Here is a 14,769-nt window from a genome sequence, read left to right as displayed (position 1 = left end):
TTCGCCGAGCGTTCGCGGCATGGTCGAACCACATTTTTTAGCCCGTATCGTTCGGCAAGGTTACGGAGAACCATATGAAACCCTTGATGTTTGCTACCCTGCTGGCCGCCGCGGCGACACTTGCCGCCTGCCAGACGTCTGAGCGCGCGAACACCTATGCACCAGTCGCGCAGCAGGCCCCGCAGGGTGTCGAAGGATCATGGGTCGACGCAAACGGCCTCGTCTCAACGTTCTCCGCCGGCAAGTTTGCGACGCGGACCACCGACACCAACACGACGATGGCGACCGGCACCTACCTGACCCAGCCGGGCGGCCTGATCGAGATCAGCCTGTTCTCCAACATCTCCAAGTCGGCCTCCAAGGCGAACTGCTCGCTCGTGACGACGCGCCAGCTGAACTGCACCTCCAGTTCCGGTGCCCAGTTCACGCTGAACCGTCAGGGCTGAGGCAGGCGGGCTCATCCCCGTCGTCACCCCGCACCGACCGACGCAAGGAAAGCCGCCGATGACCATCCTGCGCATTGCAGCCTTCTCCGAAGGCGACAGCGGCGGCAATCCAGCCGGCGTCTCGATCACGGATGCACTGCCGTCCCCCGACGAGATGCAGCGGGTCGCCGCCGAAATAGGGTTTTCCGAGACCGCCTTTGCCGCTCCCCTCGGCGCGGGCTGGCGCGTGCGTTATTTCGCGCCCAACATCGAGGTGCCGTTCTGCGGACACGCCACCATCGCGCTCGGCGCGGCACTTGCGATGAAATTCGGTGACGGCGTCTTTCCGCTGACGCTCAACGACACCGAAATCACGGTCAAGGCGGCGCATTCCAACGGCATCGTCACCGCTGCGCTGCAGTCGCCGCCGACCCGCAGCAGGCCAGCCCCGCCGGAGCTTGTCGCAGAGGTCATGGCGCACTTCGGCTATCGCGACGAAGATCTCGATCCGTCGATCCCGCCCGCTCTCATTCATGGCGGTGCGGACCATCTCGTTCTGGCGCTGAAGTCGCGCAAGCGCCTCGCCGAAATGGCCTACGACTTCGATGCGACACGGACGGTGATGCTGCGGGAAGGCTGGGCGACGATCCTGCTCGTCCATGCGCGGACGTCTCAGCTGTTCGATACCCGCAATCCCTTCGCCGCGGGCGGCGTCTACGAGGATCCGGCGACGGGCGCTGCGACCGCAGCGTTTGCCGGCTACCTGCGCGATCTCGGCTGGCCGCATGGCGGCGCGATCGATATCGTCCAGGGCGAGGACATGGGCATGCGCTCGCTCCTGCATGCCGACATCCCGGACGAACCCGGCAGCTCCATCCGCGTCAGCGGCACCGCGCGCGTAATGGCCTGACACATCACGCCACACGGCTGCGCATCTTAACCCTCTTGAGCGACGCCGCGGAGACCGGATCGGTTTTCCTCTTGATGTTGGCTGCGCGGAATGGAAGCATCGCGCCTGCCTTGGAACGGGTCGCCGGCGGCACTTGCCTGAGCGGCCGCATCGCATGGAACAGGAGAACTTGCCCATGACGTCCATCCGTATCGGCCTTCTGGCCTCCTCCTTCCTGGCTTTGACCGGCGGCTCCGCCTTTGCGGATTACGAGCTGGATATCCTGCACATCAACGACCTGCATTCGCGCATCGAGCCGATCAACAAGTACGATTCAACCTGCTCTGCGGAAGAGGAAGGCAAGAACGAGTGCTTCGGCGGCGTCGCGCGGCTGAAGACGGCAATCGACCAGCAGCGCCAGGCGTTGAACGGCAAGAACGTGCTGCTACTGAATGCCGGCGACAACTTCCAGGGTTCGCTCTTCTACACCACCTACAAAGGGGCTGCGGAAGCCGAGTTCCTGAACCTGATGAAATTCGATGCCATGACCGTGGGTAATCACGAGTTCGACGACAGCGAGGACGGGCTCGCCACCTTCCTCGACAAGGTTCAGTTCCCCGTCGTCACCGCAAACGTCGCTGCCGGCGCAAGTTCCAGGCTCGGCGACAGGATCAAGCCCTACATCGTCCTCGACGTGGGCGGTCAGAAGATCGGTATCGTCGGCGCGGTCGCCAACGATACGGACGAGATCTCCTCGCCGGGGCCGAACGTTCTGATCGGCAACGACGTGGCAGACATCACCCATGCCGTCGCGGAGGTGAAGAAGCAGGGCGTGGACAAGATCATCGCCCTAACCCATGTCGGCTACCCGCGCGACCTTGCGGCGATCGCCAAGATCCCCGACGTGGACGTGGTCGTCGGCGGCCACTCGCACAGCCTTCTGTCAAACACCGACGAGAAGGCCGAAGGGCCCTATCCGACCATGGTCGACAACCCCGGCGGCTACAAGGTGCCCGTCGTCCAGGCCGGCGCCTACACGAAATACCTTGGCAACCTGAAAGTGATCTTCGACGACAACGGCGTCGTCAAGGAAGCCAAGGGCGACCCGATCCTGCTCGATTCCAGTTTCAAGCCGGACGAGGCGGTCGTCACCCGCATCAAGGAGCTGGCCGGGCCGATCGAGGAACTGAAAGCCAGGATCGTCGCCGAAACCGCAGGCCCGATCGACGGATCGCGCGAGACATGCCGCGCCGGCGAATGCCAGATGGGCAACCTCGTCGCCGACGCCCTGCTGGACCGCACCAAAGGTCAGGGGGTAACGGCCGCGATTACCAATGGCGGCGGTCTGCGCGCCTCCATCGATGGCGGCCCGGTCTCGATGGGCGAAGTCGTCACCGTGCTGCCGTTCCAGAATACCGTCTCCACCTTCCAGCTGAAGGGCGCCGATCTCCTTGCCGCACTGGAAAACGGGCTCGGCCAGATCGAGGAGGGTGCGGGCCGCTTCCCGCAGGTTTCGGGCATGAAGTTCTCCTTCGACAAGTCGAAACCTGCCGGCAGCCGCGTCGTCTCGGTGGAGATGAAGGATGGCGAGGCCTATGCGCCGCTGGACCCGGCGAAGGTCTACACGCTGGCGTCGAACAACTACATGCGCGCCGGCGGCGACGGCTACAGGATCTTCGCGACGGCGGCGACCAACGCCTACGACTACGGCCCGACGCTCGATCAGGTCGTCGCCGACTATCTGTCCGCAAACCGCCCCTACAAGCCCTACACCGACGGCCGGATTTCGGCCACAGCGGCAACGGCGACGGCTGCAGCGCCGGCGGCCAGCACTTCCGACGTATCGCCCGCCCCTGCCGCAGGGTCGGCTGCGGCTCCCGGAAGTTCGGCGGGCGCCACCAGACATGTGATCGTCCGTGGCGACACCCTGTGGGGCATCGCCAAGGCGGCATATGGCGAGGGCCATCTGTGGCGGAAGATCTCGGAGGCGAACGGCAACCCGAAGCCGCGTGCATTGGTCATCGGATCGGAGCTCGACGTTCCCGCCAATTGAATCGAGACAATTTGTCTCCAGATTCACGCCGGTCCGGGCTTCCCCGGACTGGCGTTTCTTTTTAGAACGCTTTTAGAGTAGCGCGGCCGTCAAGGCCATTGCGAAGAAACAGACAGGGATGCTCATGCAAGCCGCAGATGCCAAGCCGAAAAATCATCCGCCCGTCAAGCACGGCAAGGTGGGCGTGCTGCTCGTCAATCTCGGCACGCCCGATGGGACCGACTACACCTCGATGCGACGCTACCTGAAGGAGTTCCTGACCGACAAGCGCGTCATCGAATGGCCGAAGATCGCCTGGTATCCGATCCTGTTCGGCATCGTCCTGAACACGCGCCCGGGCAAGGTCGGCAAGGCCTACGAACTGATCTGGAACAAGGAGAAGAACGAGAGCTATCTTCGCACCTATACGCGCAACCAGGCGGAACTGATGGCGAACTCCTTTGCCGACAGGCCAGAGGTCGTCGTCGACTGGGCGATGCGCTACGGCCAGCCTTCGATCGGCTCGCGCATGGAATACCTGCAGAAAGAGGGCTGCGACCGCATCCTCGTCTTCCCGCTCTACCCGCAATATGCCGCCGCCACGACCGCGACCGTCAACGACAAGGCCTTCGAGGCGCTTTTGAAAATGCGCTGGCAGCCGGCGCTGCGCACCGTTCCGCCCTATCACGACGACCCCGCCTATATCGATGCGCTGGCCAATTCGATCACCAGCCATCTCGCCGGCCTCGATTGGGAGCCGGAAGTCGTGCTCGCATCCTTCCACGGGATACCTAAATCCTATTTCGACAAGGGCGACCCCTACTACTGCCAGTGCCAGAAGACGGCGCGCTTGCTGCGCGAAAGGCTCGGCTGGACGGCGCAGAAGCTGCAAGTGACCTTCCAGTCCCGCTTCGGCCCCGAGGAATGGCTCCAGCCCTACACGGACAAGACGGTGGAGAAGCTGGCACAGGAAGGCGTCAAGCGCATCGCGGTCCTCAACCCCGGCTTCGTTTCCGATTGCCTGGAAACGCTGGAGGAGATCGCGGGCCAGGCAGCGGAAAGCTTCCACCACAATGGCGGCGAGAAGTTTGCCCATATCCCCTGTTTGAACGACACACCGCAAGGCATGGCGGTTCTGGAGAAGGTCGTCCGGCGCGAGCTCGCAGGCTGGATCTGACCTCCACGCTCCTTCGGCCATCGCCGGACGACTGCCGCCACAGCCTGCCCGAAAAATCAGGCTGGCCTTGCCGCGCGTATCGCGTAGAGTGACGCGAAAGCAAGCGGAAGGGCATGTCATGTCGTTGGATGGATTGGATATTTTTGTCGTTGCACTGGTCGTTCTGGTCCTGTGGCTTCTGTTTGCCGGGATCAAGACGGTGCCGCAGGGCTATCAATATACGGTAGAGCGTTTCGGCCGCTACACGCGCACCCTTCAGCCCGGTCTCAATCTCATCATTCCCTTCTTCGACCGTATCGGCGCGCGGATGAACGTCATGGAGCAGGTGCTCGACGTCCCGACCCAGGAAGTGATCACCCGGGACAATGCCAGCGTCGCGGCCGACGCCGTCGCCTTCTACCAGGTGCTGAATGCCGCCCAGGCCGCCTATCAGGTCGCCAACCTGGAAAACGCCATCCTCAACATGACCATGACGAACATCCGCTCGGTCATGGGCTCGATGGACCTGGACGAACTGCTTTCCAACCGCGACGCGATCAACGACCGCCTCCTGCACGTGGTTGACGATGCCGCCAAGCCTTGGGGCGTGAAGATCACCCGCGTCGAGATCAAGGACATCGCGCCGCCGAAGGACCTGGTCGACGCCATGGCCCGCCAGATGAAGGCCGAGCGCGAAAAGCGCGCGCAGGTCCTGGAAGCCGAAGGCGCGCGCAACGCGCAGATCCTGCGGGCCGAAGGCGCCAAGCAGTCGGCGATCCTGCAGGCGGAGGGCCAGCGCGAAGCCGCCTTCCGCGATGCCGAGGCCCGTGAGCGGCTGGCCGAGGCCGAAGCCAAGGCGACGAAGATGGTCTCCGAGGCAATCGCCGCCGGCGACGTTCAGGCGATCAACTACTTCGTCGCGCAGAAATATACAGAGGCGCTCGCAAGCCTCGGCACGTCGCCCAATTCCAAGGTGGTGCTGATGCCGATGGAAGCCTCGTCGCTGATCGGCTCGCTCGGCGGCATCGGCGCCATCGCGCGGGAAGTCTTCGGCGACGGTTCGCCGCCCTCCGCCCCCCGTCCGCGCGCATCCACGCCGCTCACCGGCGCCGCGCCGCGCAATCCGTTCGACACGACGCAAAGGGAAAGCTGAACCATGGTCGCCCGTATCGCAGCCGAACTCGGCCCCTGGGCATGGTGGGTTCTGGGGGTGTTGCTGCTCATCCTCGAAGTATTGATGCCCGGCGTCTTCCTCGTCTGGATCGGCATCGCCGCCATCATCACCGGTGCGCTGTCGCTGCTTTTGTGGGAAAGCGCATGGTGGGCGTGGCAGCTGCAATGGCTGATCTTCGCGGCCCTCTCGATCGTCGCCGTCCTCGTCGGCCGCCGGCTGGTTGCGAAAAATGCGCAGAAGACCGACGAGCCGTTCCTCAACCTGCGCGGCCAGAGTCTCGTCGGCCGGACCGCCACGCTGCAGGAGCCGATCACCGAGGGGCGCGGCCGCATCCGCCTGGACGACACGTTCTGGACGGTCCAGGGACCGGATCTTCCGGTCGGTGCGCGCGTGCGCGTCGTATCGGTCACCGGCCGCGACCTGCAGGTCGAGCCGGTCTGAACCCAGAAACGAAAATCCCGCCGCAGCTTGCGCAGACGGCGGGATCGATCATGTCGAAGGGAGACGGGTCAGGCGACCCCGATCCGCAGCAGATCGTGGAAATGCACGATGCCAACGGGCGCGGACGTCTCGTCGGTCACGATCAGGGCCGAGATGTTGTGCTGGTTCAGGAGACCGAGCGCAGCCGTCGCAAGCGTCGTCGGGCGAACCGTCTTTGGCGCACGCGTCATGATGTCATCGACATTCAGCTCGGCGAGATTGCGCGACAGGTTGCGGGCGATGTCACCATCGGTGACGATACCGACCAGCTTGCCGCTATCGTTGACGACGCCGACGCAGCCGTAGTGCTTTTGCGAAAGCAGCAGCACGGCCGCCGGCATGGAGGTGCCGAGCGGCACGAGCGGCATGTTCTCGCCGCTATGCATGATGTCGCCGACATGGGTCAGGCTCGCACCCAGCTTGCCACCCGGGTGGAACGTCTTGAAGTCGGTGGCCGTGAAGCCCCGCGCCTCGAGCAGGGCAACGACCAGCGCATCGCCGAGCGCAAGCTGCATCAGCGTCGAGGTGGTCGGCGCCAGCCCATGCGGGCAGGCTTCCTGCACCTTCGGTAGCAACAGCACGATGTCGGACTCCCGCGAGAGCGCCGAGCGCTCGCCGGAGGTGATGGCGATCAGCGGGATCGAAAAGCGCCGGGAATAGGAAACGATCCCCTGCAGCTCGGAGGTCTCTCCACTCCAGGACATGGCCAGGATCACGTCGTCGGGCCCGATCATCCCGAGGTCGCCGTGATTGGCCTCGACCGGATGCACGAAGAAGGCGGGCGTCCCGGTGGAAGCAAGCGATGCGGCGATCTTGGTGCCGATATGGCCTGACTTGCCGATGCCGGTGACGATCACCCGGCCCCGGGCCTCGGCGATGGTCCGCACCGCCTCGCAAAACGCATCATAGAGCGAGCCGGAAAGGGCGCGCGAAAGCGCGTCGAGGCCGGCGCGCTCGGTTTCCACGGTTCGGATTGCAGAAGCGATCGCGCCGCTGCTTTCCACGAGAGCTTGTCTTTTGATCATGGCTGCCTGTTAGCGCTTTTGCCTTCCCGTGTCCATTCACGGACAACCGACAGCCGTCACACAGTGTGTGCGCCCGGAAACCGAACGTTAACCAGATCGGTTTACCTTCGATTAGGAATTCAAAATCATTGCGATCGCCATGGCATATCAGCACGACAAGAAAATCCGGGTGCGACCAGACGCGCCGCCGCGGCGAGCGGTCGGCGCGCTTCTGGCTGCGACCCTGCTTGTCGCTTCGCAGGCGCTCGCGCAGGAGGCTGCGCCCGGCGCGCCGGGCGTGGAATCGGTGCCGAGCGACGCAAGCCTGCAGGCGCTCGATGTCGCGGCCAGTACTGCGCCGCAAGGCGCCTCGGACGGCCAGCCCGCGCCATCCGCCCCCGTGGCACCGGAGGCCGGCATCGCTTCGAGCGAGGCGATCGCCGATGCCGGTCGCCAGAACCTGCCGAATTCATCGGTCGATGGTTTTCGCAACGGATCCCTGCCCTACTCGGAGGAACCCTCCGGGATCATGCTCGGCACGTTCCTGCTGCGGCCTGCGATCGAGCAGGGCATCGGATACGAACGCACCAAGAGCGGTGACGAGACCGACACGCGCAGCTTTTCGACCACGACGCTCAGGGGATCGCTGACGTCGGACTGGTCGCGCCACCAGCTGACCATCGACGGCGCGGGCACCTATGAACGCAACTTCTCCGGCAACGAAAACACCGAGCCGGAAGTCAACATCGGTGCCGACCTGCGGCTTGACCTCTCCGGCGAGACGACGGCCAACCTGACCGCTGGCTACAGCCTCGAACGCGAGGACATGGCCGATCCGAACGCGGTCTCCGGCGCGCAGGTGCAATCGGCCGTGCAGAACTACGCCGCCGGCGCGCGCATCCAGCGCAATTTCGGCCTCATCCGCGGCACGCTCGGCGCAACGGTGGACCGTGAGACCTATGGCGACGTCAAGCTCTCAGACGGATCGGAGCTGTCGCAGAGCGACCGCAACACCTGGACCGGCATCCTGACGGCGAGGATCGGCTACAAACTTTCGCCGGCTCTCATCCCCTTCGTGGAGGGCTCCGGTGGACGCGTCCGCTACGACGACGAACGCGATTCGTCCGGCTATGCGCGCTCCGGCGATCTCTATGGCGGACGCACCGGGCTGGAATTCGATCTCGGCGAGAAGCTTCGCGGCGAAATCGGAATCGGTTTCGACCGTCAGACCTTCGACGACGAACGGCTGAAGGCGATCAACGCCTTTGCCGCCGATGGTGCGGTCGACTGGTCGCCGCAACGCGGCACCAACGTCAATCTCGGCCTGCGCACGGCGATCGAGCCTTCCACAACGCCGGGCGAGAGTGGCTATATTTCCTATCTCGCCAGCACGGAAATCACCCAGGAAGTGCGCAGCAGTCTCGTGGCCCGCCTGACGGGTTCCTACGAATGGCGCGATTTCCCGACGTCCTCGTCGTCGAACCAGAATGTCTATATCGTCGGAACGGGGCTGGCCTGGAACTTCAATCGCTATCTGGCACTCAGCGGCGACGTTTCCTACGAGCTGACGACGCAGAAGAATACGGCGGACACGAGCGTGACCCGCGCCGGCCTGGGACTGGTGCTGCGTCGCTGATGCCGCCGCGACCGGAAGTGGCAAAACGATTGCCGGGCAAGGTTCCGCGCCCCAGGGAGCGCGGAACCGGATCGTAACCTCAGCCGAGGTTCTTCAGCATCGCCTGCATCGGGCCATCCACCAGCGGGCGAATATCGGCACGCGCCAGCGCGAAGGCGACGTTGGCGAGGATGAAGCCATCCTTGGCGCCACAGTCGTAGGTCTCGCCGCGGAACTGATAGGCGGCGAACGGCTGATCCTTCAGAAGCTTCACCATAGCGTCGGTCAACTGGATCTCGTTGCCGGCCCCACGCTCCTGCGTCTCGAGGATCTTAAAGATCTCCGGCTGCAGGATGTAGCGGCCGTTGATGAAGAAGTTCGACGGCGCAGTGCCCGGAGCGGGCTTCTCAACCATCTGCGTGATCCGGTGACCGTCGCCGACCTTTTCGCCGACACCGACGATGCCGTACTTGTGCGCCTGGTCCGGCGCGCACTCTTCTACAGCGATGACGTTGCCGCCGTCGTGCTCATAGAGCTCCACCATGCCCGAAAGGCAGCCCTTCGGCGCCTTCATGATCATGTCGGGGAGAAGCAGCGCGAAGGGCTCGTTGCCGACGAGATCGCGTGCACACCAGACGGCATGGCCAAGCCCGAGGGGCTCCTGCTGACGGGTGAAGCTGGTGGAGCCGGCGACCGGAAGAATGCTTTCCAGAAGCGTCAGCTCGGCAGTCTTGTTGCGCTGGCGCAGCGTCTGCTCCAGCTCGACCTGGATATCGAAATAGTCCTCGATCACAGCCTTGCTGCGGCCGGTCACGAAGATCAGGTGCTCGATGCCGGCCTCGAGTGCCTCATCGACTACGTACTGGATGACAGGTCGGTCGACGACGGTCAGCATTTCCTTCGGAACCGCCTTGGTGGCGGGAAGGAAACGGGTCCCAAGTCCCGCAACCGGGAACACTGCTTTTCTAACCTTGCGTTTTTCGGCCATCATAAACCTCGTTGTGGGCCCACATTCATCGCGGGCATGTCATGTCCTGCATTAGTTTCAATTTGCTATCAATTTGCAAAGAGAGACGCGCAGCGAATTCCATGGTAAAGAATTTGTTGACTTCATGTCTGTAAGCTTGGCTTTCCACCGGAAGCTTACCGCTCCGCCCTGTCGAAAATTCGAAAGACGGAACCAACGACCGATGTTTCAGCTTAGCAAGTCCAGGCTCCTCCGCTCCGCTCTCGCCCTCTTTGTCTCCGCCACGCTGCTCGCTCCGACGGCTGCACGTGCAGATGCCGGCTTTCAGCAATGGATCGCCAATTTTTATGCGACGGCAGCAAAGAGCGGCATTTCGAAATCGACCTACCAACAGGCCTTCAAGGGCGTCAAGACTCCTGATCGCGACGTTCTGGAAAAGGCGGCCTACCAGCCGGAATTCAAGCACAAGATCTGGGATTATCTTGATTCCCGCGTAAACCCCTACACCGTCCGCATCGGTCAGGACATGGCCCATAAATACGGGCGCACGCTTGCCGCCGTCGAGAAGCGCTACGGCGTCGATCGCAACGTGCTGCTCGCCATCTGGTCGATGGAATCGAACTATGGCGCCGTCCTGGCCAAGGAAGACAGGCTGCACTACGTGCCGCGCGCGCTTGCGACGCTTGCCTACGGCGACCCGAAACGGGCCAAGTTTGCCCGCACCCAGTTGATCGCCGCACTGAAAATCATCCAGAATGGCGATATCTCTGCCGCTCAGATGACCGGTTCCTGGGCCGGCGCCATGGGCCACACCCAGTTCATCCCCTCCAGCTACCTGCTCTATGCCGTCGATGCCGATGGTAACGGCCACCGCGATATCTGGAATTCTGTGCCGGACGCGCTGGCGACCGCGGCGAATCTCCTGAGCAAGAACGGCTGGCAGCCGGGCAAGACCTGGGGCTACGAGGTCATGGTCCCGTCCGGCGGCAGCGCCTACGAGGGCCAGACCAAGACCTTGGCCCAGTGGCAGAAGCTCGGCTTCAAGCGCCCGAGCGGCAGCGGCTTCAAGGCCGGCGGCGACCGCGCCGAACTGCTGATGCCGGCCGGCGCCAGCGGCCCCGCCTTCCTGATGACGCGCAACTTCTTCGTCATCAAGCGCTACAACGCCTCCAACTCCTACGCTATGGGCGTCGGCATGCTGGCAGATCAGCTCGCCGGCTATGGCGGGGTCAAGCAGCGCTGGCCGCGCCCGGAGGGTACGCTCGATATCACGGAGAAGTTCGAGCTGCAGTCGCGCCTGAAGGAACTCGGCTATTATGACGGCGAGGTCGACGGCAACCTGGGCTCCGGCTCCAAGGCTGCCATCCAGGCCGTGCAAAGCCGCCTTGGCCTGGCAGCGGACGGCCAGCCGAGCACGCAGCTCCTGCAGGCATTGCGGAAGTAATCCACCAAAAACCGACAATGCTGACCGCGGGCGCCAAACGGCGCCCGTCGTTTTTTGCCTCCGCGCTTTCCTGATCGGGTGCAATTTGCCATGATCGCGCCATGACAACGTCGGATCGTGCCCCGACCGCCAGAGGAGCCCCATCGCGCATGGGACGTATTCGCCATCTGCTTCTGCTTCTGACCTGCCTGGCCATGGCCGTGCCTCCGGCGGCAGTCTATTCGGATGCGGTGGCGCAGGAACGCGTGCAGCGACGCTCCGTCCTCGACTTCCTCTTCGGCGGCTTCCGCCGCAGGCCACAGGCACAGCAACAGCCGCAACTGCAGCAGCGCCCGCAGCCGAGGCGTTCCCAGGCCAGGAACGAAAAGCCGAAACCAAAAGCCAGGGCACCCCAGGTGGCAGCGCCCGTGGTCCCTCTTGCGGTGGAAAAGCTCGCAGACGCCCGCAAAGTTCTCGTCGTCGGCGATTTCGTCGCGAGCGGCATCGGTGACGGCCTGACCGAGGCTTTCGCACAGATGCCGGGCGTGACGATCGACGCACGCGCCAACGGATCGTCAGGCCTTGTCCGGCAGGACTACTTCAACTGGGAGCGGGAATTGCCGGCCATGATCGATGAGGTCAAGCCGGCCGTCGTCGTCTTCAGCGTCGGGGCGAACGACCGCCAGATGATGACCACCGGCGGCGTGAAGGAAAAGTTCCGCAGCGATGCCTGGACGGAGGAATACGAAAGACGCGTCTCGAAGCTTGCAGCCGACGTCCGCGCGAAGGACGTGCCGCTTCTGTGGGTCGGCATGCCAGCCTTCCAGACGGCCTCGATGACGGCCGACATGTCCGCCTTCAACACGGTCTATCGCGCCTCGGTGGAAAAGGCCGGCGGCACGTTCGTGGACATCTGGGACGGCTTCGTCGACGAGGACGGCAAATACGTCGTGACCGGCTCCGACATCAACGGTCAGCAGGTTCGCCTGCGCGGTTCCGACGGCGTCTCGATGACCAAGGCCGGCAAGCGCAAGCTCGCCTTCTATGTCGAAAAGGACATTCGCCGGATTCTCGGCGATGCGATGACGATCGACGGACAGCCGCAGGGCGGCGAAGCGGTCTCCGACCAGCTGGTGACCGCCCCCGCAGATCCGGCCGATATCCTGAAGACCCAGCCGATCAGCCTGACCGACCCAACGCTCGACGGCGGCCTCGTCCTGCTCGGCGGGGCGGAACCGGATAGGGCAAGCGGCCGCAGCCCCCGCGACCGCATGGTAGAAAAGGGCGAATTCGCCGAGGCACCGGCCGGCCGCGTGGACGATTTCAGATTGAACAAGCTGCGCCCGGCGATTGCGCCAACAGGGGCTTCCGCAAAAACAGGACTGACAAATGGCAGATGACAATGCAGCCCCCGGCCGCTCGACATTCCTGGCAATCGAACCGCAACTGTATGTCAGCGACATCGAGGCGGCCTGCGAATATTATGGCGAAAGGCTCGGCTTCACCGTCGCCTTCGTTTATGGCGACCCGCCTTATTATGCGCAGGTCTTCCGCGACGGGGTGCAGATGAACCTGCGGCATGTGGAGCGCCTGCCGTTTGATTCCGAATTCCGCGCCCGCGAGGAGGACGCGCTGAGCGCCACGATCATCGTCGAGGACGCCCAACAGCTTGCCGCGGAGTTCGAGGCCTCAGGCGCCCTGTTCCACCAGCCATTGCGCACCGAGGAATGGGGCACAAAGACGATCATCGTCGCCGATCCGGACGGCAATCTCGTTGCCTTTGCCAGCTGAACGCTGCCGCCTTTGCAGGCGCGCGCCGCTCAGGCAACACGATCATCATCGCCATATGCACTGAACACTCCCCTCTCCGTTATGCCCGACTTGATCCAGCATGCCGTCGCGCAAGACCTTGCGCGATGAAGCATTTTCCGCACCGCCAACGCGGCGCGGCTGAAACCCCGGATCAAGTCAGGGATGACGGAATGCGGAGGGCTGCGCGTCGACACGGACTATCGTCATCGTCCCTGCACATTCCCGTCGATGGAGGGAGAGCGACGGCCACAAAAGCATGACCCCGCAGGCCTAGGCGCTGCGGGGTCGGTTCTTTCGATGGCTTGCCGGTCCGCTCGCTCAGCGCGGCAGGGTGGTCGAGCCCATCAACTCTTCGTCGATCGCACGCGCCGCCTGACGGCCTTCCCGGATCGCCCAGACGACCAGCGACTGACCGCGGCGGATGTCGCCTGCCGTCCACAGCTTGTCGACCGAGGTCTTGTAGTCGCGCTCGTTCGCGACGACGTTGGAGGAGCCGCGCTTGTCGGTATGGATCGTCAGCCGGTCACCGAGGTCCCTCAGGACGCTGTCGGTGAAGGGGCCGCGGAAGCCGATGGCGATGAAGGCGAGGTCGGCCTTGATGATGAACTCCGTGCCGGCGATCGGCTTGCGGCGCTCGTCCACCTGGCAGCACTTGACGCCCGTCAGAACGCCGTCCTCGTCGCTGACGAACTCGAGCGTGCCCACCTGGAATTCGCGCACTGCACCCTCGGCCTGCGAGGACGAGGTGCGCATCTTCGTCGCCCAGAAAGGCCAGACGGCGAGCTTGTCTTCCTTTTCCGGCGGCTGGGGACGAATGTCGAGCTGGGTGACCTTCACGGCCCCCTGACGGAAGGCAGTGCCGACGCAGTCCGACGCCGTGTCGCCGCCACCGACGACGACGACATGCTTGCCGCCGGCAAGGATCGGGTCCGAAGGCCAGCCGACGCTGTCGACGTTCTCACGGCCAACGCGGCGGTTCTGCTGGACGAGGTAGGGCATCGCGTCGTGAACGCCCACGAATTCCACGCCCGGAATACCTGCGTCACGCGGCGTTTCCGAACCGCCGCAATAGAGCACGGCGTCGAACTCGCTCAGAAGCTCGTCCATCTTCTTGTCCACGCCGACATTGACGCCGCAATGGAAGTTGACGCCTTCGCCACGCATCTGCTCGACGCGGCGGTCGATGAAGTTCTTCTCCATCTTGAAGTCGGGAATGCCGTAGCGCAGCAGGCCGCCGGGCTTGGATTCACGCTCGAACACGTGCACCTCGTGGCCGGCACGCGCCAGTTGCTGCGCTGCCGCCATGCCGGCCGGGCCGGAGCCGATGACGGCAACCTTCTTGCTGGTCTTCACCGTCGCCGGCTGCGGCACGATGTAGCCCATCTCGTAGGCCTTGTCGGCGATCGCCTGCTCGACGGTCTTGATGGCGACCGGCATGTCCTCCAGGTTCAGCGTGCAGGCCTCCTCGCAAGGAGCGGGGCAGACGCGGCCGGTAAACTCCGGGAAGTTGTTGGTCGAATGCAGGTTGCGGATCGCCAGTTCCCAGTTGCCGCTGTAGACGAGGTCGTTCCAGTCCGGGATCTGGTTGTGCACCGGACATCCCGTCGGGCCATGGCAGTAGGGAATGCCGCAATCCATGCAGCGCGCCGCCTGCTTCTGGACTTCCTGGTCCGACATGGGGATCGTGAATTCGCGGAAGTGGCGAATGCGATCCGACGCCGGCTGGTACTTTGCGACCTGCCGATCGATTTCCATAAACCCTGTAACCTTACCCACGAGCTTAATCCTCACT

The 14,769-nt window shown here is 63.9% G+C and carries 13 protein-coding genes; 10 read left to right on the top strand and 3 right to left on the bottom strand.

Annotated elements, in window-relative coordinates; genetic code table 11:
- The first annotated feature begins 74 nt into the window (after positions 1-74).
- The 6 genes from CRO48_RS05880 (at position 75) to CRO48_RS05855 (ending at position 6,117) form a co-directional block, all read left to right on the top strand.
- On the top strand, positions 75-446 hold the full coding sequence (locus tag CRO48_RS05880) for a hypothetical protein (protein ID WP_097137228.1): 372 nt from the start codon (positions 75-77) through the stop codon (positions 444-446).
- A gap of 58 nt (positions 447-504) precedes the next feature.
- On the top strand, positions 505-1,335 hold the full coding sequence (locus CRO48_RS05875) for a PhzF family phenazine biosynthesis protein (protein WP_097137226.1): 831 nt from the start codon (positions 505-507) through the stop codon (positions 1,333-1,335).
- A 175-nt stretch (positions 1,336-1,510) separates the two neighbouring features.
- Complete coding sequence (locus CRO48_RS05870) at positions 1,511-3,367, top strand: bifunctional metallophosphatase/5'-nucleotidase (RefSeq protein WP_097137224.1); 1,857 nt, start codon at positions 1,511-1,513, stop codon at positions 3,365-3,367.
- Between the two features lie 124 nt (positions 3,368-3,491).
- Entirely contained in the window at positions 3,492-4,523 is a 1,032-nt protein-coding gene (hemH, locus tag CRO48_RS05865) for a ferrochelatase (protein WP_097137511.1), read from the top strand.
- Between the two features lie 124 nt (positions 4,524-4,647).
- On the top strand, positions 4,648-5,655 hold the full coding sequence (locus CRO48_RS05860) for an SPFH domain-containing protein (RefSeq protein WP_097137509.1): 1,008 nt from the start codon (positions 4,648-4,650) through the stop codon (positions 5,653-5,655).
- Between the two features lie 3 nt (positions 5,656-5,658).
- On the top strand, positions 5,659-6,117 hold the full coding sequence (locus CRO48_RS05855) for an NfeD family protein (protein ID WP_097137222.1): 459 nt from the start codon (positions 5,659-5,661) through the stop codon (positions 6,115-6,117).
- A gap of 68 nt (positions 6,118-6,185) precedes the next feature.
- Here CRO48_RS05855 and CRO48_RS05850 read toward each other — a convergent pair whose 3' ends face one another.
- On the bottom strand, positions 6,186-7,181 hold the full coding sequence (locus tag CRO48_RS05850; protein WP_097137220.1) for a KpsF/GutQ family sugar-phosphate isomerase: 996 nt from the start codon (positions 7,179-7,181) through the stop codon (positions 6,186-6,188).
- Between the two features lie 139 nt (positions 7,182-7,320).
- Here CRO48_RS05850 and CRO48_RS05845 point away from each other — a divergent pair, with 139 nt between their 5' ends.
- Positions 7,321-8,796 (top strand): outer membrane beta-barrel protein, encoded by a 1,476-nt coding sequence (locus CRO48_RS05845; protein ID WP_097137218.1) that lies wholly within the window; start codon positions 7,321-7,323, stop codon positions 8,794-8,796.
- A gap of 79 nt (positions 8,797-8,875) precedes the next feature.
- Here CRO48_RS05845 and galU read toward each other — a convergent pair whose 3' ends face one another.
- Positions 8,876-9,763, bottom strand: coding sequence for a UTP--glucose-1-phosphate uridylyltransferase GalU (galU, locus tag CRO48_RS05840; protein ID WP_097137216.1), 888 nt, complete (start codon positions 9,761-9,763; stop codon positions 8,876-8,878).
- A 202-nt stretch (positions 9,764-9,965) separates the two neighbouring features.
- On the opposite strand from galU, the gene CRO48_RS05835 reads away from it, so the two are divergent.
- From CRO48_RS05835 to CRO48_RS05825, 3 genes are all read left to right on the top strand, one after another.
- Positions 9,966-11,186, top strand: coding sequence for a lytic murein transglycosylase (locus tag CRO48_RS05835; RefSeq protein ID WP_097137215.1), 1,221 nt, complete (start codon positions 9,966-9,968; stop codon positions 11,184-11,186).
- Between the two features lie 149 nt (positions 11,187-11,335).
- Positions 11,336-12,565, top strand: coding sequence for an SGNH/GDSL hydrolase family protein (locus tag CRO48_RS05830; RefSeq protein WP_245423437.1), 1,230 nt, complete (start codon positions 11,336-11,338; stop codon positions 12,563-12,565).
- Entirely contained in the window at positions 12,555-12,956 is a 402-nt protein-coding gene (locus CRO48_RS05825) for a VOC family protein (RefSeq protein WP_097137211.1), read from the top strand. The genes CRO48_RS05830 and CRO48_RS05825 overlap by 11 nt, the downstream gene beginning before the upstream one ends.
- Positions 12,957-13,295: 339 nt before the next feature.
- On the opposite strand, the gene CRO48_RS05820 is transcribed toward CRO48_RS05825, so the two are convergent.
- Positions 13,296-14,753, bottom strand: a complete 1,458-nt coding sequence (locus CRO48_RS05820) for a glutamate synthase subunit beta (protein ID WP_097137209.1) — start codon at positions 14,751-14,753, stop codon at positions 13,296-13,298.
- Positions 14,754-14,769: the final 16 nt, after the last annotated feature.

The sequence above is a fragment of the Rhizobium subbaraonis genome, assembly GCF_900220975.1.
GTDB lineage: Bacteria > Pseudomonadota > Alphaproteobacteria > Rhizobiales > Rhizobiaceae > Mycoplana > Mycoplana subbaraonis.
This window is presented reverse-complemented; position numbering and strand designations above follow the sequence as displayed.

What these genes read in the sequence shown, in the direction of transcription:
- CRO48_RS05880 (WP_097137228.1), top strand. Translation starts at nt 75, where the DNA reads ATGAAACCCTTGATGTTTGCTACCCTGCTGGCCGCCGCGGCGACACTT.
- CRO48_RS05875 (WP_097137226.1), top strand. Translation starts at nt 505, where the DNA reads ATGACCATCCTGCGCATTGCAGCCTTCTCCGAAGGCGACAGCGGCGGC.
- CRO48_RS05870 (WP_097137224.1), top strand. Translation starts at nt 1,511, where the DNA reads ATGACGTCCATCCGTATCGGCCTTCTGGCCTCCTCCTTCCTGGCTTTG.
- hemH (WP_097137511.1), top strand. Translation starts at nt 3,492, where the DNA reads ATGCAAGCCGCAGATGCCAAGCCGAAAAATCATCCGCCCGTCAAGCAC.
- CRO48_RS05855 (WP_097137222.1), top strand. Translation starts at nt 5,659, where the DNA reads ATGGTCGCCCGTATCGCAGCCGAACTCGGCCCCTGGGCATGGTGGGTT.
- CRO48_RS05850 (WP_097137220.1), bottom strand. Translation starts at nt 7,181, where the DNA reads ATGATCAAAAGACAAGCTCTCGTGGAAAGCAGCGGCGCGATCGCTTCT.
- CRO48_RS05845 (WP_097137218.1), top strand. Translation starts at nt 7,321, where the DNA reads ATGGCATATCAGCACGACAAGAAAATCCGGGTGCGACCAGACGCGCCG.
- galU (WP_097137216.1), bottom strand. Translation starts at nt 9,763, where the DNA reads ATGGCCGAAAAACGCAAGGTTAGAAAAGCAGTGTTCCCGGTTGCGGGA.
- CRO48_RS05835 (WP_097137215.1), top strand. Translation starts at nt 9,966, where the DNA reads ATGTTTCAGCTTAGCAAGTCCAGGCTCCTCCGCTCCGCTCTCGCCCTC.
- CRO48_RS05830 (WP_245423437.1), top strand. Translation starts at nt 11,336, where the DNA reads ATGGGACGTATTCGCCATCTGCTTCTGCTTCTGACCTGCCTGGCCATG.
- CRO48_RS05825 (WP_097137211.1), top strand. Translation starts at nt 12,555, where the DNA reads ATGGCAGATGACAATGCAGCCCCCGGCCGCTCGACATTCCTGGCAATC.